25 protein-coding genes are annotated in these 18859 nt (G+C 59.5%); 21 read left to right on the top strand and 4 right to left on the bottom strand.

Translation table 11 applies throughout. The features are described from left to right. Positions 1-13: 13 nt before the first annotated feature. Positions 14-733, bottom strand: a complete 720-nt coding sequence (locus tag ICA16_RS16240) for a S24 family peptidase (RefSeq protein WP_210701033.1) — start codon at positions 731-733, stop codon at positions 14-16. 181 nt (positions 734-914) lie between these two features. Between ICA16_RS16240 and ICA16_RS16235 the strand changes: the two genes are divergently transcribed. From ICA16_RS16235 to ICA16_RS16225, 3 genes are all read left to right on the top strand, one after another. Then, positions 915-1172 (top strand): Cro/CI family transcriptional regulator, encoded by a 258-nt coding sequence (locus tag ICA16_RS16235; RefSeq protein WP_210701032.1) that lies wholly within the window; start codon positions 915-917, stop codon positions 1170-1172. After that, positions 1169-1801: a hypothetical protein gene (locus ICA16_RS16230; RefSeq protein WP_210701031.1), complete on the top strand. Its 633-nt coding sequence runs from the start codon at positions 1169-1171 to the stop codon at positions 1799-1801. Before ICA16_RS16235 ends, ICA16_RS16230 begins: the two co-directional genes overlap by 4 nt. 188 nt (positions 1802-1989) lie before the next feature. Further along, the gene (locus ICA16_RS16225; protein ID WP_210701030.1) at positions 1990-2703 is read left to right on the top strand and encodes a hypothetical protein; all 714 of its coding nucleotides are present in this window, start codon (positions 1990-1992) and stop codon (positions 2701-2703) included. A gap of 704 nt (positions 2704-3407) precedes the next feature. On the opposite strand, the gene ICA16_RS16220 is transcribed toward ICA16_RS16225, so the two are convergent. The 3 genes from ICA16_RS16220 to ICA16_RS16210 form a co-directional block, all read right to left on the bottom strand. Continuing rightward, positions 3408-3668: an ogr/Delta-like zinc finger family protein gene (locus ICA16_RS16220; RefSeq protein ID WP_210701029.1), complete on the bottom strand. Its 261-nt coding sequence runs from the start codon at positions 3666-3668 to the stop codon at positions 3408-3410. Positions 3669-3740: 72 nt separating this feature from the next. Further along, positions 3741-4610: a phage portal protein gene (locus ICA16_RS16215; RefSeq protein WP_210701028.1), complete on the bottom strand. Its 870-nt coding sequence runs from the start codon at positions 4608-4610 to the stop codon at positions 3741-3743. Continuing rightward, positions 4507-6585, bottom strand: a complete 2079-nt coding sequence (locus tag ICA16_RS16210) for a terminase large subunit domain-containing protein (RefSeq protein WP_210701027.1) — start codon at positions 6583-6585, stop codon at positions 4507-4509. The genes ICA16_RS16215 and ICA16_RS16210 overlap by 104 nt, the downstream gene beginning before the upstream one ends. Before the next feature lie 162 nt (positions 6586-6747). Here ICA16_RS16210 and ICA16_RS16205 point away from each other — a divergent pair, with 162 nt between their 5' ends. The 18 genes from ICA16_RS16205 to ICA16_RS16125 all read left to right on the top strand — a co-directional run bounded on the left by ICA16_RS16205 (position 6748) and on the right by ICA16_RS16125 (position 18852). Continuing rightward, entirely contained in the window at positions 6748-7656 is a 909-nt protein-coding gene (locus ICA16_RS16205) for a GPO family capsid scaffolding protein (protein ID WP_210701026.1), read from the top strand. A gap of 1 nt (position 7657) precedes the next feature. Next, positions 7658-8674, top strand: coding sequence for a phage major capsid protein, P2 family (locus ICA16_RS16200; protein WP_210701025.1), 1017 nt, complete (start codon positions 7658-7660; stop codon positions 8672-8674). Continuing rightward, on the top strand, positions 8674-9387 hold the full coding sequence (gene gpM / locus ICA16_RS16195) for a phage terminase small subunit (RefSeq protein WP_210701024.1): 714 nt from the start codon (positions 8674-8676) through the stop codon (positions 9385-9387). The genes ICA16_RS16200 and gpM overlap by 1 nt, the downstream gene beginning before the upstream one ends. A gap of 100 nt (positions 9388-9487) precedes the next feature. Next, a complete protein-coding gene (locus tag ICA16_RS16190) occupies positions 9488-9949 on the top strand; it encodes a head completion/stabilization protein (protein ID WP_210701023.1) in 462 nt (153 codons plus the stop codon). Further along, positions 9946-10389: a phage tail protein gene (locus ICA16_RS16185; protein WP_210701022.1), complete on the top strand. Its 444-nt coding sequence runs from the start codon at positions 9946-9948 to the stop codon at positions 10387-10389. The genes ICA16_RS16190 and ICA16_RS16185 overlap by 4 nt, the downstream gene beginning before the upstream one ends. Further along, positions 10379-11047 carry a phage virion morphogenesis family protein gene (locus tag ICA16_RS16180; protein ID WP_210701021.1) on the top strand — a complete coding sequence of 223 codons (669 nt, stop codon included), beginning with the start codon at positions 10379-10381 and terminating at the stop codon, positions 11045-11047. The genes ICA16_RS16185 and ICA16_RS16180 overlap by 11 nt, the downstream gene beginning before the upstream one ends. Positions 11048-11061: 14 nt before the next feature. Then, positions 11062-12174, top strand: coding sequence for a DUF2586 domain-containing protein (locus ICA16_RS16175; protein WP_210701020.1), 1113 nt, complete (start codon positions 11062-11064; stop codon positions 12172-12174). 3 nt (positions 12175-12177) lie between these two features. After that, a complete protein-coding gene (locus tag ICA16_RS16170) occupies positions 12178-12630 on the top strand; it encodes a phage protein (RefSeq protein ID WP_210701019.1) in 453 nt (150 codons plus the stop codon). Further along, positions 12630-12842: a TraR/DksA family transcriptional regulator gene (locus tag ICA16_RS16165; RefSeq protein WP_210701018.1), complete on the top strand. Its 213-nt coding sequence runs from the start codon at positions 12630-12632 to the stop codon at positions 12840-12842. Before ICA16_RS16170 ends, ICA16_RS16165 begins: the two co-directional genes overlap by 1 nt. Then, positions 12839-13045, top strand: a complete 207-nt coding sequence (locus ICA16_RS16160; protein ID WP_210701017.1) for a hypothetical protein — start codon at positions 12839-12841, stop codon at positions 13043-13045. Before ICA16_RS16165 ends, ICA16_RS16160 begins: the two co-directional genes overlap by 4 nt. Further along, positions 13042-13569 carry a lysozyme gene (locus tag ICA16_RS16155; protein WP_210701016.1) on the top strand — a complete coding sequence of 176 codons (528 nt, stop codon included), beginning with the start codon at positions 13042-13044 and terminating at the stop codon, positions 13567-13569. The genes ICA16_RS16160 and ICA16_RS16155 overlap by 4 nt, the downstream gene beginning before the upstream one ends. Then, positions 13566-14057, top strand: coding sequence for a lysis protein (locus ICA16_RS16150; RefSeq protein ID WP_210701015.1), 492 nt, complete (start codon positions 13566-13568; stop codon positions 14055-14057). Before ICA16_RS16155 ends, ICA16_RS16150 begins: the two co-directional genes overlap by 4 nt. Positions 14058-14090: 33 nt before the next feature. Beyond that, positions 14091-14381 (top strand): putative phage tail assembly chaperone, encoded by a 291-nt coding sequence (locus ICA16_RS16145; protein WP_210701014.1) that lies wholly within the window; start codon positions 14091-14093, stop codon positions 14379-14381. A 20-nt stretch (positions 14382-14401) separates the two neighbouring features. Further along, positions 14402-14545: a DUF6890 family protein gene (locus ICA16_RS28465; protein WP_003342293.1), complete on the top strand. Its 144-nt coding sequence runs from the start codon at positions 14402-14404 to the stop codon at positions 14543-14545. A gap of 5 nt (positions 14546-14550) precedes the next feature. After that, positions 14551-16848, top strand: coding sequence for a phage tail tape measure protein (locus ICA16_RS16140; protein WP_210701013.1), 2298 nt, complete (start codon positions 14551-14553; stop codon positions 16846-16848). Beyond that, positions 16848-17165 carry a DUF2590 family protein gene (locus tag ICA16_RS16135; protein WP_210701012.1) on the top strand — a complete coding sequence of 106 codons (318 nt, stop codon included), beginning with the start codon at positions 16848-16850 and terminating at the stop codon, positions 17163-17165. The genes ICA16_RS16140 and ICA16_RS16135 overlap by 1 nt, the downstream gene beginning before the upstream one ends. Further along, positions 17162-18331 carry a baseplate J/gp47 family protein gene (locus ICA16_RS16130; RefSeq protein ID WP_210701011.1) on the top strand — a complete coding sequence of 390 codons (1170 nt, stop codon included), beginning with the start codon at positions 17162-17164 and terminating at the stop codon, positions 18329-18331. The genes ICA16_RS16135 and ICA16_RS16130 overlap by 4 nt, the downstream gene beginning before the upstream one ends. Beyond that, positions 18328-18852 carry a phage tail protein gene (locus ICA16_RS16125; protein WP_210701010.1) on the top strand — a complete coding sequence of 175 codons (525 nt, stop codon included), beginning with the start codon at positions 18328-18330 and terminating at the stop codon, positions 18850-18852. Before ICA16_RS16130 ends, ICA16_RS16125 begins: the two co-directional genes overlap by 4 nt. Positions 18853-18859 lie beyond the last annotated feature (7 nt).

Raw genomic sequence — 18859 nt, 5'->3', positions numbered from 1 at the left:
GCCGACTCAGCCATTACATTCCGGTGATTTTGGCGTCGATCGCCCGGCCGATGATTTCCCAGTTGCCGTCCAGCACAACCGGTTGATAGCTGGGATTGAGTGGCACCAGGTAACCGACACCCGCGTCCATCGTGTACTGCTTGAATGTCGTCTCTCCACTGACAGTGTTTCGAGCAACATAAAATTTCCCGTTGATGACATCAAAGCCCTCAGGACGGATCAGGATGGGTGTGCCTTCTGGAAAGGTGGGGTGGCTGTCACAGGTCATGGACTTGCCCTTGACCCTCAACCAGTAGCCCTTTGGACCAGCATTCTCCGTAGAGCTAAGCCACTCGTCAGAGATGCCCGACGGGTAACTGGCTAATGACTCGATCCCTTGGCCAGCGTCTACCCAAGTTATTAACGGGTATTCCCTGGCGTCTCTATATGGCTGCAGCATTGGGCTGACATTGGCATGCCCAGTGGTTGCCGCAAGCCCCGATATTTCCGCAGCGAGACGCGGGCTGAACTTCTCAACTGGCTCGCCCAAAAGCTTTGCTAAGGCGGACGCAAACTTGATGTTCAGTGCGTTGATGCCGTTCAGGTAGTGAGCCACTGCAGCAGGACTCACGCCTATTTCATCGGCAATCTTTCGCTTGTTTAAGTTGAGTTCTTTTTTCTTCGAGAGGTATAGCTCGTTGGCAGCTTTGCACTCATCGAAAAGCTCGGGGGGAAGGGGTGGCTTCTTATTCATGGGGGCAATGATAAACCGGAGGTAAATTAAAATAATTTACCTGCGGCATCGTTAATGGCCGTTCTTGAAATACCCAAGGTTTCTTATTAAAGAGATCGTAAGAATACCGTAGGTATCTTTTTTGTTGCGGCTGACGATACCTCAGGTTAATATTGTGGCGTCTACCCAGAGATGCCCTGTTATGAATCAAATCTCATTGTCTGAATTAGCCGCCAAAATTGGTCAGGCAGCGGTTGCGGAAGCCTTCGGGGTCACTCCCGCTGCCGTACATAAGGCAATCAGGTTGGGTCGGAAAATCATCGTGTCTGTGCATGATGATGGCTCCTACACAGCTGAAGAACTGCGCCCATTTCCATCAAACAAAGTTCTTCCTGCCCCCCAGTTAGGGGGCGGGACCGCTGGTGGTGACTCGCAGGTTATTGGGCAGAAGCTCGTATGAACACGTCCAATCTAGGACAGATGTCCACGTCCCGTGATCAGGTGCTGGTGGCCCATGCCGTTGAAATGATCGCGCGCACCGGTTTCAGCCAGGACGACTTTGCCCAGTTACTGAGCAGCAGCCTGCATCGCATCGTTCCAGACAAGGCTGCTAGCAAGGACGTGCCCGATTTCGACGAGCTGGCCAAGGGCAACGACGCGTCGGCGTTTCTGAGAGCATCAGGGGCCTGGCTGCGTCGTGTTGGCCGCTGGCTCAACGGTGAGGTAGATTTGCCGTGCTGGCTTGAAGAGGCTTGGGTAGAAGCTCTTGACGGCGAATTCAAAGACGATTGCATCAATGAACTTGCTAGTCGTCACGGTCTGACTGGCGCACGCGAGCAGGAAGGTGACGGTAATCCGCTGTGTGCGTTCGGCCTGCTCGTGGCCAGACTGGGCGATACAGTTGCCTTGGGCAGCGAGATCCTTGCAGACGGTCATATCGACCTCCAAGACATCGACAAGCTACCTAGCTTTGTCGATAGGCTCCGGTCAGTCGAAGCGCGGTGCGGTGAGCTTCGCTCGCGTGCCGAAGACGTGCTGCTCGAGCAGCACCAGAAACCTATCCTGCAACAGGTGAACACCCGCCTGTGACTCCGCCGGATAAGGACATCAAATCGCGAACGAGCGACCGCAAGGCCGGCCCCAGAAAGGGCCGACCTACTGCTGTGCATCGCGACAAGAAAGATCCCCACGCGGCTCTGCGAGCGCCTGCTCGCGCACCCCGGTATTCCGCTCCCCGCCGGTTGACTGGCCAGCAGCTCAAAAACCCCCTTCTGCGGATGGCGTTCAAGCGCCTGAGCCAAATCGGCGACCTGCGCGGTATGTACCTACGCGATCTGGACACCATTCATGGTGGCCGCCGTACACGCTCTGAGAAATTCGATGCGCTGGCTAAGGTTGCCGAGCAGATGCTTCTACGCCTGGATCTGGCGACAGGCGTTATGGGATGGCTCGACGTCGAGCGGGGGCAGTTTTTCCTCAACACCCAGTGCGGTGTCGCAGAGGATAGCGGCGTCTCTGCTGCGTCCTTCAATCGCCTGCTGCACAGCATGGAACTGGCCGACTATGTTTACCGGCGCGTCGAGAAAATTCGCTTGGATGAAAAGGACGAAGCTGGACTTAACCTGGTGCGAACTCGTGTCCTGGTGCGATTCACTGAAAAGTTCTTTGCTGACCTCGGTGTACGGTACCTCTGGCACCGGGCGAAAAAGGCCGCACTGAAGAAGCGTGAAAAGGAGCTGCGTGACATCAGCGGGCTTCGCCTAGCGCGTCAGGAGAAGGCGTCTCTGGAAGCCTTACGGCGCGAGAAGTCACGTACCAACTGGGAACGTAGTGAGGCACGCAAGGTGGCTCACAGCCAGGGGGAGATGCCAGAGCAGGTCAATTCACCCGGTCGTGTTAGGGCTTCCCAGGCACCCGACAGTAGGTCAGGTGGCGTGGACGAATCTCTGGCGCGTCTGATGCGCAGCATCCAGGTCAAGACAGACACCTAGCCCCCCGAAACGATCGCATCCCCTGCGAGGCCAGGCTACGTCTGGCAGTCGATAAAACACCTTATCTCTGCACCCAACCTTCCGCCGTGCATCGCCATGGCGGCAATCGGCCATGCGTGCGTCTCCTTTACAGCGCAATTTAGCCGCGCCGCCGGCGCGCAAACGGGGCAACCAGAAAGCCTTTGAATTAAATGGAATTTTATACCCCCCTCAGCACCCCCGTTGGGTATAAAAAGAGGCTTTCGAGGTGTCCACAGGGTCAGTGTGTTGGGTACAAGATGATGCCTTCGCCCAAGGGCTCAGTTCGCTGCGCTCAGCTTTTTATGAGGATCGCGGGCTGCGCGCCCGCCCAGCGGCAGGGCAGTGCCCTGCACCCGGTGCTGGATACCCGGCACTCAGTGCCGTGGATCCAGCGGGCGTCAAAAGCGGTAATTGGGCGCGCCGAGGTGCAATCGAAATTTGCGAGCGGCGGTCGCGGGCACGATCGGGCGGCGCGGCTGAAATTTTTGGGGCGAAATTGTCAGACCACCGGCCGCTACGCGGGTTCCGCCGCGCCAGAATTGTGGGTATCAGCTCAGATCGTGTAGGCGGCTTATATGCCTGCGATGCAGGCATTACGGTGTAGATGTTGAGAGATGTGCAGTGGGGCCACGAGAACGGGGAGGCTGGGTCGCGTCGGGGAGGTTGCGAACAGGGTACTTGGGTCAGCCTGGTTGCGAAGAGCCGACCTGCAGGAATAGTTCTTGCTGCTGATCCGGCGGCAAACTTCTGATTCTCTCTAGAAGAAGTGTGTCGAGGTGTTGGGCTGGAAGTCTCAAGGAATGCTTGAATGTAAGTTCGGATACCCAAGTGTGCCCGCACTTCGCGTCCAGGCATTGGCAGTAGAGCTTCACATAGCCACGAGTAATTTCCTCCCGTGAACTGATACGTCCTTTGTAGTCGCAGGCAGTGCAGTAAATTCGCATGGTTCCCTCCCCAGGGTTTCAGAGCCATCATTATGCCGTCACCTATAGTGATAATCACCTACTACTGTCTATTTATTCAGTGGTTTTTGCTTCTTGATTTGGCGTTCTCCAGCTGATTCTCCTGTCTTCGCGCAACGTGTCATTCAACTGGTCGAACAGCTGGCAGATCGGGCGGATCTCATTGCTGGTGTACACACGATCAATCTTCTCGATGTCGCCGAAGCCACCACTGTTTTCCGGAATGATGCCCGCCAGGGCTGGGTTCATCCGCCACGCGGCGATCACGTCGTTACGCGTGATGTTCTTGACCTTCTCCAGCTCGTCTTTGGCTTGGAAGTCGCCAACCGGGATGATTTGGATCGCCTTCTCGCTGCCGCCCGGGATGTTTACGAACATCGAGCGGAAGTTACCCACACCCTTGCTCGCACTGATCTGGTCGCGCAGAGACTCTTCGTCCTCCTCGGTCAGGTTCGGATCGTTGGTGTAGAAGATGTAACCGGCGTGCGCGCCGTTGCTGTAGTAGCGGCGGCGGAAGAGGGTAGCGGCCTCATTGAGCAGCAGCGCCTGCATGCCGCCCAGGTAGTCGGGCACGCCATAGACGTTCTGTTCCACGTCGTAATTCATGACGTGCTCGACTTCAACTTCCTCGAACTCCACTTGCTTGCCGTCCGGCAGCAGCATTACAAATCCGCCACCCACCTTGACCCGCATGTTGATCGTCGGCAGATGCTCCATTTGCAGCACCTGGCCAAAGGCATTGCGGTTGCGCAGAAAGTACGCCTCGCCGAACACCATGAAATCCAAGCCCGCACGGCTCATGGTTTGAACCGAACAACCCTCAGACGCGATGAACTCGCGCAGAAGCAGGTTGCGCTTGAACCCGGGAATGGCGCCGTGATGAGCGTTGGCGCGCAGCAGCTTGGCCAGGCCTTGGCGGGACACCGGCGGCGTGTAGGTCTTTCCGTCGTGGCTGGCGAACACGCCAAGGTAATGGCCGATGTTCTCGGTCAGAACCTGCTCCGGTGCACCGAATGAAAACGCCCGCATCGGACCTGGTGCTGGTTTTTGCGGCTGGTTTTTTACTGGTTTGCCCATTGGTGCTTGATCCGCTGAGTGTGTAGCGGCTGCGCCGCTGCTTGTTGGTGTTGAGGGGTTCATGGGCCAGGGCATGCATGATTGCCCAAGCAATGTCGGCGTGGCCGGATGCGTCGGTACGCGATGCGCTGTACGTCACTTGCCCGCCGCCGGTGGTGCCGCGCTTAATCGTCAGGAACGCCTGAGCGATGTCATTCCAGCCAGCGTCCCACTCGATGCGGCTGCCCTGAATCGTGTCCTGTGCCTTCAGCACCAGAGTGTTTTTCGTCTCAAGGCTGTAGTGAATTGAAGTCGCACGTGGATAGAAGTCGCGCACCAGGTCGAACACGCCGTAGCCGATGCCGGTGGTATCGATACCGATGTGCTGGACGTTGAAGCGCTCGGTGAGTTTTTTGACCTGCTCGGCCTGGTACTTGAACGACTGGCCACGCCAGCTGTGCTTTTCCAGAATCCGGAACTTGGCGCCGTCCTCGAGCGGCGGGGCGATGACCACACAGCTGGCATCGTCGCGGGTGCGGCTTGGGTCGTAGCCAATCCACACGGGGCTGTTGCCGAACGGTCGCGGATCGTCGGGGTCGTAGTCGGCCCACAACGACAGATCGGAATAGCAGCGCTCCAGGTCGACCAAGGAAAAGGCGCTCTGCGTGCTGTCGATGAACTTGCACATGAACAGCTGCTGAAATTTGTCTTCGTCGTACTCCAGCTGCAGCTGCTCGAGGTCGAACAGATCACAGCCGCCGGCGATGGCGTCGAGGATGGTGATGACCTTGCGCCACTGCCCGTCCGGACACAGCGAGCCAGCTGCGGCTTGTGCTTCGCTGGGCCACGGATCCTTGGCGTTCTTGCGTTTGCTGTTGCGGAATTTCTCGCCGGTCCAGAACGGGTAGGCCTGATGCGACACTGCGCTGGGCGTGGAAAAGTAAGTCTTACGCCATTTCTTGTGGGTGGCCATGGCACTGGCGACGGTGTTCAGTTTTTCGAAGTCGCGAATCCAGAAATATTCGTCGACGTACACATGGCCATGGTGACCCTGGGCGGTACTGCTGTTGGTGCTCAGAAAGCGCAGCTCGGCCCACGGCTTGCCGTCTTTGCTCAACACAATCGGGTTGCCGGTCAGTTCCAGGCCGAACCACTCCTGGGCAAACGACACGATGTAACTGCGGAAAATCTCGGACTGGGCGCGACTGGCCGACAGGAAAATCTGGTTGTCACCGGTGAGCACAGCGTCCATGAACGCTTCGCCGGCGAAGTAGTAGGTCAGACCCACCTGGCGGCTTTTGAGGATGTTCCGGATCCGGCTCGTCAGCGGGTTCTGCTTCGCCGCGAACAGTTCTTTCTGATAGCCGTACATCTTGCTGATGAACTTGTCGAGGAAGTCCACTTCCGTTAGATCGCCGACTTCGTTCTTGGCTTTCTTCTCGCGCTTTTTCCCGCCTTTGTCGCTGCGATCGCCGCGCTCTCGACGGTCACTGCGTTGATTTTCTCGACGCTGGCCATCATCCGCCGGCGGATCTCCAACCGAAACCGGCGCCGGTTTTGTCGTCTGCTTTAACAGTCGTTCGCGGACGGTGGTTAGACGGTCGAGTTCGTCCAGATCGCCTTTGGACAGCGATGTGGATTTGTCCAGGAGGAGGGTGATTCGCCGGCCAACGGCTGTCAGCGGCTCTTCATCCGACAACATATCGTCCCACTCACCCTGGCGGATCCAGTAGTAAACGATCCGGATGTTGGGCAGGGACAATTGCGCCTGAATTTCACGCGGCTTACAGCGGCGTAAATAGAGACGTTTGGCAGCTTCTTTAAGTTCGGGGGCGTATGGCATGGCCGCAGTCTATGCGGCGAAAACGCTTGAAACGCGAGGTTAAATTCCGCCATCCACCTATATCGGCGATATAGGACCAAAGCAAAAGTTAACCGTTTGTTTGGTGGTCTGTCGGTGAATATCGTGGCGGCTCAAATCACCGATTGAGCGCAGTTATCGCCCATGCCCCGTTCCCTTGTTTCGTTCTGGAAACGTGTCGCCACCAGCGGCCCGACCGTAGATGGCCGCGAGATCCTTCCCCAGGAACTGCGTGATATCGCTGAGACCTACAAGCCGTCTTTGTACACGGCTGTGATCTGGTGCGACCACGAACGGTGGCCGGGCTCCCATGGCACTGTCTTCGCGGTGCGCCTGGTGGAAGAAGGCGACGATCTGGCCCCGGGGCAAATTGCCCTCGAGGCGCAGTTGAAGCCTAACAACAAATTGCTGTGGCTCAACGACCAGGGCGAGAAGCTGTTCACCAGCATCGAAATCACGCCCAACTTCGCGAACACCGGTAAAGCCTATCTGACTGGCCTGGGTGTCACCGATGAGCCGGCCAGCCTGGGCACTCAAGAACTCTACTTTTCGAACAAGACCAGCAAGGCCGCGTACTTCGCCGCCTCTCACGAGCTTGGTCCCCTACGCGACGATCCACCGCAAGGCGAACTGAACAAGTTTGTCGCGTTGTTCGCGGGGCTGCTCAAGCGCTTCGGCGTCGAAGAAACCCCCGCATCCCCGCAAACCCCAACCGAGAGCAAACCCCCAATGGATGAAGCTACAGCCAAGGCGCTGAAGGCACTGCTGGAGCAACTGTTGCTTGTTGCTGCAGGCATTCAGACCGTGATCGAACCCGTCACAGAAGACGTCGTAGATCCTATCGTTGACGAAGTCGACGATGTTGAATCCGCTGTTAAGGACATCGTCGACCAGGCCGCAACCGACCGTGAGTTCGCCCGTAAAGGCGGCGATACCGACAAGCGCCTGGCCAGCATCGAGAAGCTGCTGAACAAGGCGTTCAACACCGTCAGCCCTCGCACCGTTCCTCGCGTCACCGGCCCTGCCGACAAATCTAAAGCGCGGGTGCTCTGACATGGCCCAGTCTCTTAGCACTTATGGCGCGAAAATGTTCGCGCAGATGCAGCTCGATATCGCCGAGAACTACGGCGTTGAGCTGGCGAGCAAAATGTTCAGCGTTGAACCGACAGTCGCTCAAGAGCTGAACGAGGCGATCACTGCCAAATCGGACTTCCTGCAGCGCATCAACGTCATTGGCGTGAGCGAGATCAAAGGTCAGAAAGTGTTCCTGGGCGTTTCCGGTCCTGTGACCGGACGCACCAACACCAAGACCACCGATCGTGAAGCCAAGGACGGCTCGGCGCTCGACGAAAACACTTACGAGCTGTTTTCCACCGAGTCCGACGTCAGCTTGCCATACGCGAAAATCGACGCCTGGGCGAAATTCCCGGACTTCCATCAGAAGTACTCTGCTGCTGTGCAGAAACAGATCGCGCTCGATCGCATCATGATCGGCTTCCACGGCACCAGCGCTGCTGCGCAGACCGATATCGTCGCCCACCCGATGCTGCAGGACGTCAACAAAGGCTGGCTGCAGATCGCTCGCGAGCAGATCCCGCAGCAGGTCATGTCCCAAGGTCTTACTGCCGGCAAAGTCACGCTGGGCGAGGGCGGTGATTACCCAAACCTTGACGCCCTCGTGCACGACACCAAGCAGATGGTCGACGAGCGTCTGCGTGACGGCGGTGATCTGATCGCCATCATCGGTAGCGATCTGCTGGCCGCCGACAAGGCGAAGCTTTACGCCAAGCAAGGCGATGTTCCGACCGAAAAAGAACGCATCGAAGACGCTCAGGTCATCGCGACCTATGGCGGTCTGCCGAGCTTTAGCGTGCCTTTCTTCCCGGTCAACGGCGTCATGGTCACCAGCTTCGACAACCTGTCGATCTACTTCCAGGACTCCAGCTGGCGCAAGCAAACCATCGACAACCCCAAACGCTCTCGCGTCGAGGATTACAACAGCCGTAACGAAGGCTATGTGATCGAGCAGCTTGAAAAGTTCGCGATGACTGAAAACGTGGAGCTGGTCTGATGAGTCTGGCACTGGCGCACAAGCGCCGAACTCTGGCCGAAGGTCCAGTCGCTGCGCGCGCCGGTGCCGAAGCAGTGGCGTATTCATCCGCCACCGCGCTGTCCAGCCCAGCCAACGCGAAGAAACACCTGAGGCTGATGGAAGACGCATTGGCGCAGGACCTGGAACGCGTCAGCGCGATTAACAGCCGCGAACTGCGACAGCAGCTCAAGCGTGACGAGCTGCTGCCCAAGTACCAGGACTACGTGCAGCGCTACCGCGATTCCGGATTGAGTTTCCCGAACTCGGTAGTGATGCAGGTCCTGGTCTGGCTGTTCGACACGGTGCAATTCGAGGCGGGTCTTGATCTGGCGAACTTCGCGATGGAGCAAAACCAGCCGATGCCTGAGCGCTTCAGTCGTGACGTGCAGACGTTTGTCGCGGATGCGGTGCTCGAGTGGGCCGAGGCCGAGCAGAAAGCCGGGCGCAGTCCAGAGCCGTATGTGTCCGACCTGTTGCCGCGTGTCGATGGCGAATGGCAACTGACCGAGCAGATTCCGGCGAAGTACCACAAGTTGCTTGGGATCCGCGCCTTGGCCGCCAGGGAATGGACGAAGGCCATCACCCACTTCGAACGCGCCACCGAGTTGCACGCCGCTGTTGGTGTGGGCACCCGCCTTGAGGGCGCACGCAAGGCCCTGGCAAAAGAACTGGCTAACAAAGCCTCCGAATAACCCGACTACCCCCCCCGGCGAGAAACTGTGGATGTGAGCCAACCATTTATGGCCCTGACCCACTGAAACAGTTTTCCCGCCCCTATTCGAGTGCCCAGCAATGAGCTTTTCCGGGAAACCCACGACCCTTGTGGAACAGGTGATCGAGAACGACGGCTTTTGGCCGAACCTCTCCGTGACCGAGTTCCAGAAGGGTTACCGCCTGCCGGCGGAGTACCTGGTGGACATGCTGGTCACTGATTTGACTACAGCAATGTGCGAGGTCAATAGCGACTTGGCCAAGCGCAAAGGCCAATGGCAGAAAATGGGCATCGCCTGCGTGGAATGTGCTGACCCTATGGTGCTGCCAAAGCACACATTTCACACAGCGACATACAAGCGCGCCGTGTACTGCCGGGCCAAGGCCAGTTTGCTGACCCAGTTCGCCACCGTAAATCGTCGCGAAAGCGCGGAAAACATTGGCAAAGAATTGCCCGAGCGCGGCGAAACTTTTCTGGAGTTCAGCCAGCAAGCCGTCCGATCACTGCAGGGCCGAGGGCGCATCACGGCGGTGCTGCTGTGATCAAGCTGAAGGCATTGACCCAGTACCTGCTGGAGCGCCAGTTGGTCGCCTCGGAACAGCTCGACAGCTGGACCGACCAGGTACAAGTCGAACTGGTATGGAAGCCCGATACCCAGGGTATGCACATGGGTGACATGAACTACGGCGCGACAATTTCCATCGAGCGCTTCGCGGATCACCCGGCCCGCTTGTTTGCCTTGGTGGGCAGTTGGCTGGAAACCCACGACCAGGACCGTGACGGTCTGCCCAATGTCGTCTTCGACGTGGTCATGCTCGACAACGACCTGGCCGACGTCGACATCAAACTTCAATTCACCGAAGCCCAGTACCTGGCCGAGGATCTGGAAGGCGAGATCGAGGCCTTCGGTAAGACCTGGTCATTCGTGCCATTCGAACTGTGGGTTGCGGAAACCGGCGAGGTGACCGGCCATGGCCTTTGATCTGGACATTCGCGGCATGCTCGAAGCCCAGGATCTGCTGGCTTTGATGGAGTTGCCGACGCCCAAGCGCAAGCGCCTGCTGAACAACGTGGCCAAGCGCGTGCGCAGCCTCAGTCGCCAGCGCATCCGCAACCAGCAGAACCTGGACGGCACACCGTTTGTAGCCCGCAAGGACACGTCAAAGGGCAAGAAAAAGATGGAGGCGGGACTGGGCAAGCTGCTCGATGTCACCCGCCTGAGCGGAAACGAGGCCGAACTGGGCTGGCGTAACACCCTGACCCGCTGGGTTGCCTCGCAGCAACACAACGGCGTGTCCGAACGGCGCACCGCCGCGCAGATGCGAGAGTGGAACAAGGTCCCTCCGGGTACCGCTGCCACTGAAAAGCAGGCCAAGAGCCTGCGCCGGTTGGGCTTTAAAACCCGCCAGACCGGCAAAAAGACCCTGACACGCCCATCCGTGGCGTGGATTCAGCAACACCTGAACTACGCCCGGGCGGGATTGTTGATCCGCGTCCTGGACGACCAACGAGCCGAATCTGCCGGCGCGCAAAGCTGGGACATCCGGCTACCTGCACGTCAGTTCCTCGGTGCCAGCGACAGTGAAACCAGCCAACTGGTGAATCTGGTGCTGCAACAAATCCTTAATTCTCCCCGCTAACGAGGCACCGCTTTATGGCACTCGGCAAAGTCAGCGTTAACAATCTCAACCTCGGCCAGGGTGCCGTGACCGAGATCGAACGCTATTTCCTGTTCATCGGTCCCGCCGCCAAGAATGTCGGCAAGCTGGTCCCCCTCGATACCCAGAGCGATCTGGATGTCCAGTTGGGCGTTCCGGACAGCGACCTGAAAACCCAAATCTTGGCGGCGCGCAGCAACGGCGGCGATCGCTGGGCTTGCGTGGCCGCTCCGATCGCAGATGACATCACGTGGCAACAGGCGCTGGAGAGCGCGACCAGCACCTATTCCTTTGAAGCGGTGGTGGTGGTCAAGCCGTCGACCACCCAAGCCGAGCTGTCAGCGATGCACGTTGCGGCCACTGACCTGAGCAACAAGCTGGGCCGCCGCATCTTTGTGATGGCCGCCACTGCTGGCATCGCACCGCAGCTGACCTGGAGCGCCTACGTCGTCGAACAGAAAGCCATCGTCGACGGCCTGGCTGCGCCTCGGGTCCTGCCGGTACCTCAACTGCACGGCAACAACCTGGGCGTTCTTGCCGGTCGTCTGGCCAACGCTTCCGTGAGCGTGGCAGACACGCCGATGCGCGTTGCGACCGGCGCAGTAGTGGGCCTGGGCGCTGAGCCGAAGGATCTGGACGGCGTAGCACTGACGTCGGCCGTACTGACACAACTGGACGCAGCGCGCCTGTCGGTGCCACAGACCTACCCGGACTATCCCGGCACCTACTGGGGTGACGGCAATCTGCTGGATGCCCCGGGCAGTGACTTTCAGGTGATCGAAAACCTGCGTGTCGTCGACAAGGCTGCCCGCCGCGTCCGAATCCTGCTGATTCGCTATGTGGGCGATCGGAGCCTGAACAGTTCGGCCAACAGCATGGCGACCACCACTTCCAAGCTCATGGCCCCACTGCGTGCGATGGCCAAGTCCACCAAGTTCGCCGGTCAGGTGTTCCCTGGCGAGATCGAGCAGCCCAAGGACGGCGACATCGTGCTGACCTGGACAAGCAAAACCTCTGTCGTGGCCTACCTAAAGCTGCGCCCCCTCAACTGCCCGAAAGACCTGACCGCCAACATCGCGCTCGATCTTTCCGTAACGGATTCGGAGTAATACATGGCCGCAAAAATTGGCGGTAAGAACTTCGACGTGAACTTGGGCGATCTGCTCGTTCACGTTGAGGCCGGCACCCTGGACATCACGGACAACAGCACCGTGGCCCAGACCAAGGGCGTGCCAAACGGCCACGTTGATGGCGATGTCGCTGCAGCGGGCGAACTGGAGCTGGACACCACCAACTTCAATCTGTTGGTCGAGCAGGCGAAAACATCCGGAAGTTTCCGTGAGCTGGAACCGTTCGACATCGTGTTCTTCGCCAAGGCCGGCGAAGAGGAACTGCGCATCGAGGCGTTCGGTTGCAAGGTTCGCGTATCCAGCCTGCTGAGCATCGATCCCAAGGGCGGCGCGAAGAACACCCACAAGGTGCCTTTCGACGTCACCAGTCCGGACTTCATCAAGATCAACGGTGTGCCGTACCTGGCTGCTGCTGAAATCGAAGGCCTGACGTAATGGTCTGCCCGTTCGATCGTGCGCAGGCTCTGGAGCAGCGACAACGCGACCAAGCCATTGCGGCCCAGTTGGCCAAATCGCGAGCGAGCGGGCCAAGCCTCACCCATTGCGAGGATTGCGATAAGGAGATCCCGCCAGCGCGCCAGGCACTGGGCGGCATGACTCGTTGCGTCCCTTGCCAAACCCTCACCGAAAAAGGACTTCGCCGATGAGTACGAATCAGGCTGCTCAGGACACCGCCATTGCCCTGGTAAAAGCTTCGCCCGCCATCGGCGTCGCCGCCACTGGTGTGACAGGTGCTGTCGACTGGTCGGCAGTGGCTTACATGCTGACCGCTTTCTACATGGTGCTGCAGATCCTGCTGCTGGTCCCCAAGTACCGCCAAATGCTGCGTGACTGGAAGGTGAAGGGATGAGCCTGCGCAACAAGATATTCGCCGGCGTTCTGGTGCTCTGCAGCGGCACGTTGACCGCGTTCCTGGGCGACTGGGAAGGCAACGGCCAGAACGTCGTCTATGCCGACAAGCTGGCCGGTGGATTGCCGACTGTCTGCAAAGGCATCACCCGCCATACCAGCCCGGAACCGGTCGTAGTCGGTGACTACTGGTCCGATGCGCGCTGCGCCGAAGTTGAAGGCCTGGTCATCGCGAAGGGGCAACTGAGCCTGGCGGACTGCCTGACCAATCAGGCGATTGGGCAGAACACTTTTGACGCCTTGAGCAGCCATGGCCACAACTTCGGCATGCCCACGACGTGCGCGAGCCGCGCCGTCGGCCTGATTAACGCGGGACGTATTGCCGAGGGCTGCAAAGCACTGGCCTGGGCCTCTGACGGCACGACGCCGGTGTGGGCATATGTGACCGGTGCCGATGGTCGCAAGACCTTTATCCGTGGCCTGCACAACCGCCGGCTGGCCGAGATGGAGCTTTGCCTGAAATGACTCTTTCGCCGTTCCGACTCGCCCTCATCGTGATGCTGATCACCGCATTGGTGCCGTTGTATTGGTTCATGCGCGTGGTGGACCAGCGCGATGACGCGCTGAAAGACCTGGGCAGCGTGCAATCGGAAGTGAAAGGCCTGCGCGAAGCGGCGCGCCTCAGTGGCGAAATGCTCGCCGAGCGAGACGCGATCGATCAACGAAACACCACGGAATTGAGCAATGCACTCACTGAAAACGACCGCCTGCGCCGCTCTGTTGGCGATGGTACTGGCCGGCTGCGGATCCGCGCCACCTGTCCTGCCTCCGGATCTGTGTCCGCCACCGCCGAAGCCTCCGGCCTGGCTGATGCAGGCAGCGCCGAACTCGCAGCAGACGCTCGATCGGATTATTTCACCCTCCGCGATCAACTCGCCTTAAGCCGGCAAATGATCCTCGGCCTGCAGGATTACATCCGCCAGGTCGTGCAACGCACGCCGGCACAACCCTGACCCTTTGCAACTCAACCTTACGGAAATACAGACATGAGCGAAGTAAACCGCAACATCACTTTGGAACGTGGCGACAAGGAATTCACGTTCTCCCTGACCCCTCAGGTCATCACCAAATACTTCAACGCCACCACCCAGGCCAACAAGGTCGCCCCGGCCCATAACCTGCTGATGGGCACGGTGAAGGATGAAGACAAGGCTGCACTGAAAGTGCTGCTGGAAAACCCGATCACCACCATGACCCTCGCAGGTGCGTTGCTGGAAGAGTATTCGCCGGACGTTGAAGTGATCGTAAAAAAGCCCTCGGCCATGCCGAAGGCCTGACCGAAGACGGGCTTGGCCAACTGTTGGCCCTGACCCAACGCTGGCTACCTGGCGCTGAACCCACGATCGAGAGCATGGGCACCGCCAAGTGGCTAGAAGATGAACATTGGAGACGCATGGAAATTGCCGTCGCCAACGGTATTTCTACTGCCTTTAACGGATAACCCTGATGGCTGACCGATCCGCCCGCCTGGCTTTCATCCTCAATCTGACCGACAAAGTCAGCGCCCCACTGGGCAAGGTGAAAACCAGCTTTAGCGACCTTGCCGCCCAGAGTCAGCAGAACATCATTCAGATGGGTGCAGGCTTGGCCGGCATGGTGGGCGCAGGTGTGGCCATTACCGAATCCCTCGAGCCGGCGCTGGAAGTCAATCGGGCACTGGGCGACATGCGCGCCCTCGGTACTGCTGAGGACGCGCTGTCGTCCCTGAACCGGACCGCCCTGGAATTCTCGATCGACTACGCGGCTAGCGCCGCCGAATTTGTGGCCTCGTCACGCGTCATCGATGGGGCCATCAAGGGGCTGGTCGGCGGTCAGTTGGCCGCTATCACCAGCTCCAGCAACCTGCTGGCCAAGGTCACAAAGGCCGACGCGGAAACCACCGGCGCCTACCTGGGCACCATGTACAACTTGTTCAAGACCGAAGCCGACAAGATGGGCAAAGTCGAGTGGGTCGAGCAGTTGACCGGGCAAACTGCGCTTGCGGTGAAGCTCTTCCGCACTGACGGGGCCCAGCTCAAGGACGCGTTCAAGGAAGTAGGCGCGATTGCCACTCAGGCCGGTGTGAGCGTGGCCGAGCAGATGGCAGTGATCGGTACGCTGTCCAGCACCATGGAAGGCGGAGACGCCGGCGGGCGCTACAAGGCGTTCTTCGAAAATATGGGCGCTGCCGCTGAGAAAACCGGCCTCACGTTCACCGATGCCGCTGGCAATGCGCTGCCGATGATCCAGATCCTGGACAAGCTGACCGCCAAGTATGGCGACCTGACCACTGCTGCCGCCGGTACCAAGCTGACGGAAGTGTTCGGCGGTGAAGGTGCCCAGGTGATCGGTGCGCTTGCCAAGGACACCGACCGGCTGCGCAACGGTATCAGCGAGCTGGGCAAGGTCCGAGGTTTGGAGAACGCCGAAAAGATGGCCAAGGCGATGGTCGATCCGTGGCAGCAGTTCGGCAAAGCCGTCGAAGCGCTACGCATCGCGTTCGGCCAATCCCTGATTCCGACCCTGACCCCGTTGATGGAGCGCCTGGTGGGCATCGCCAGTACCTTGACCCGCTGGACGCAGCTATTCCCGAACATCACGCGGATCATCGGCATCACGACGCTGATCGTCTTTGGATTCATCGCCGCAATGTCGTTGCTGACCCTTGTTGTCGGGGCCAGCAAGATGGTCTGGCTGGGCATGCTCACGGTGTGGAAGCTGCTCAACTGGCAGGGCTTCAAGTCCATCGCCATGTTCCTGTTCCACACCGTTCTGGTCGCGGCCTTCGCTGCCGGTCTGGTGGTGCTTTACACCTGGATGGGTCTGGTGCGGGTCGGCATGTTGCTCTGGCAGGGCGCGATCTGGCTGGTCAACGCCGCCATGCTGGCCAACCCTGTGCTGCTGATCGTGGCCGGTATCGTTCTGCTGGCCGCCGCCGTGGTCGCGGCTGTCGTGTACTGGGATGAGCTTTGCGCGGCGGTGATGAACACCGCTGCGTTTCAGTGGATCAGCGAACAGCTGACCTCCCTGTCTGACTGGTTCGGTTCTATGGGCGGCTGGTCCGGCATGGCCAAGGCCGCGTGGGACGGCATCATCAACATCTTTAAACAGGCCATCAATGGCTTGATTGAAATGCTGAACAAGATTCCAGGTGTGCAGATCGACGCGGCCTTTGGTGACATGCCGGTGGCGCCGGAACTGCCCTCTATCACGGCTCCGCTGGTCGATGCGCCGCTGCTGCCGCAATTGGTGAGTTCGCCCCAGTCGCCGATTCAGGCGCCGCCGCTGGTGATGGCTGCGGTACCGCAGGCATCGGCGCCGGTCACGCCAATGCTGAACGCCATGGCGCCCCAGGCGCAGCTGCCGCAAACCAACGTGTTGCCCTTCAAGCCGTTGCAGATGCCAGCCCCTCAGATCAACCAGGCCGAGCCGATCTTGCTGCCGCCGGCATCCGCTGACCTGGCGTCTTCAATGCAGCCCAAAAGTGTACTGCCGGCGCGCGTCGAAAAGGTCATCGAGCTGCCCGCCAAGTCGGACAAAGGCATCGAAGCCCGCAAGGCGATCAACGCCAATACGTCCATCAGCCCCACTAAACCCGAGGCCGTCCCGAGAGGAGGACTGATGCAAAGCTTCCAGAACCAGAGCAACGCCATGAACCCTAACCAGCGCCCTGGCACCCACGTCGAGACATTGAATATCAATACCTCCAAGCCTATGACCCCGCTGGAGCTGGAAAACATGATGGCCATGGCGGTGGGCGGCTGATGAGCGAGTACATCGATCTGCTGATCATCAACAACGACCTGGTGCTCGATCCAGCCCACCAGCCACTGCTGGTAACTGACCGCGCCTCGATCGCCCAGGACATCGCGCATCTGATCCGTGAAAGCGGTTTGCTGATCACGTTGGTGGCCGAGCGTGACCGGCTACGTCAGCGCGACTGCATTCAGCAAATGGAGCTGCTGGTGGAAGCGGACGAACGTCTGGTACCGGGCACGGCGCAGATCGTTCAGAGCAGTCCCGGCGTGTACCTGGTCACCGCCACCACCGTGAAATTCGGCCTGCTGGAGATCACCCTGTGACCGTCGACTTCAAAAAGGCACTCAGTGATTCAGGCGTGCCAACCACTGAGGCGCAGCTCAAGCAGGCTTGGGAAAAGCTGGCCGTCGAGCACGGCAGCACGCTGAGCAACACCAGCGCTTACAGCCCGTTCTGGCGGATCATCACGGCTCTGGTCACCAAGCCGGTGTTGTGGCTGCTGGAGTTCGTCAGCGGCACGGTGCTGCCGAACTTCTTCGTCAAGACTGCCGGCAAACAGTGGCTCGACATGCTTGCCTGGGCGGTGAATATCGAACGCAAGGCCGCCACGGTGGCCACGGGTGAACTGCTCTTTACCCGTGCCAACACCGGTGGCGAACTGGAAGTCCCGATCGGCACGGTCGTCCAGTCACCGACCCTCAACGGTCATATCTACCAGTTGATCACAACCGAACCGCGCAGCTTTGAAGAGGGCCAGAGCCAACTGGTGGTGCCGGTCAAGGCCGTCGGCGCCGGCAGCGGCTACAACCTGGCACCAGGTTATTACGCAGTGTTGCCCCAGTCAGTACCGGGCATCGTCCAGGTGGTGAACAACACCGACTGGCTGCAGACGCCCGGTGCGGATTCCGAGCATGACGATCAGTTGCGCCTGCGTGTGCGCAACCAGTTCTCCGCGGTGAACCAATGGCATACCGATGCCGTTTACCGGGCAATCATCACCGGGTTTCCGGGAGTTGCAGCGGACGGCGTGTACTTTGAACACGGCGCGCCGCGTGGGCCAGGCAGTGCCAATGCTTTCGTGCTGTTCGATGCCGGCGTGCCAGCCGATACGTTTCTGGAGCAGATCAACACGCACATACGTGACGGCGGAAACCACGGCCACGGCGACGATCTGCTGGCGATGGCCATGCCCGAGACGCAGCACGCAATCAGCCTCATGGTCTGGCCGGAATCCAACCTGACCGTGCTGCAGCTGCAGACGCTGCAGGCTGAGATCGGGCTGTTCATCCGCGCTGCGTTCCGGGAAAGCACACAGAGTGACTACGCACCGACTCGCACGTTTCCTCAGTCGCGTTTCAGTTTCAGCCGGCTGACCGAAGAACTGCACGCCCAGTTTCCGAATATCAGCTCGTTGCGGTTCGCCAATAGCGACATCGTGTCGGGCTTGGACATTCCTCGGATCAGCTCCCTGGCGGTGGCCCTGCAATGATCAGGCTCAAGCTACCGTTCTGGCTCGAAGGACTGGAGCTGACCAAGCTGGCGACCACCGCCCAGCTCTGGTGGGAGCAGGCCACCGAGTGGCTGCGCTGGCCCTACCTGCAGTTCGACGCCGACACCTGCCATCTGTCCATTCTGGAACTGTGGGCCTGGCAGCGAGACGTCACGCGCTTCAACGGCGAGCCCGAGAGCTTATTTCGCCTGCGGGTGAAACACGCCTTTATCAACTCGGTGGACGCAGGCAGCACCGCCGGCCTGAGACGCATCCTGATGCGTCTGGGCGTTGGCTATATCGAGATCAGCGAGCGCATGCCCGATCGGGACTGGGACGTCGTCCTGTTGACCCTCAGTGACTCGCAGCTCTCCGAAAACCCTGACCTGTTGCGCGTGCTGATCCGTCAGTACGGCCGCACCTGCAGACGTTACGACTTCGTCACCATCACCCCAGTGCAACTACGTGTCGCCCTGGTCGATTTCAACGACGACCAGCAAACGCTGGTTGCCAGCCTGTAGGAGCATT

The sequence above is a fragment of the Pseudomonas anatoliensis genome, from assembly GCF_017976235.1.
GTDB classification, from domain to species: domain Bacteria; phylum Pseudomonadota; class Gammaproteobacteria; order Pseudomonadales; family Pseudomonadaceae; genus Aquipseudomonas; species Aquipseudomonas anatoliensis.
This window is presented reverse-complemented; position numbering and strand designations above follow the sequence as displayed.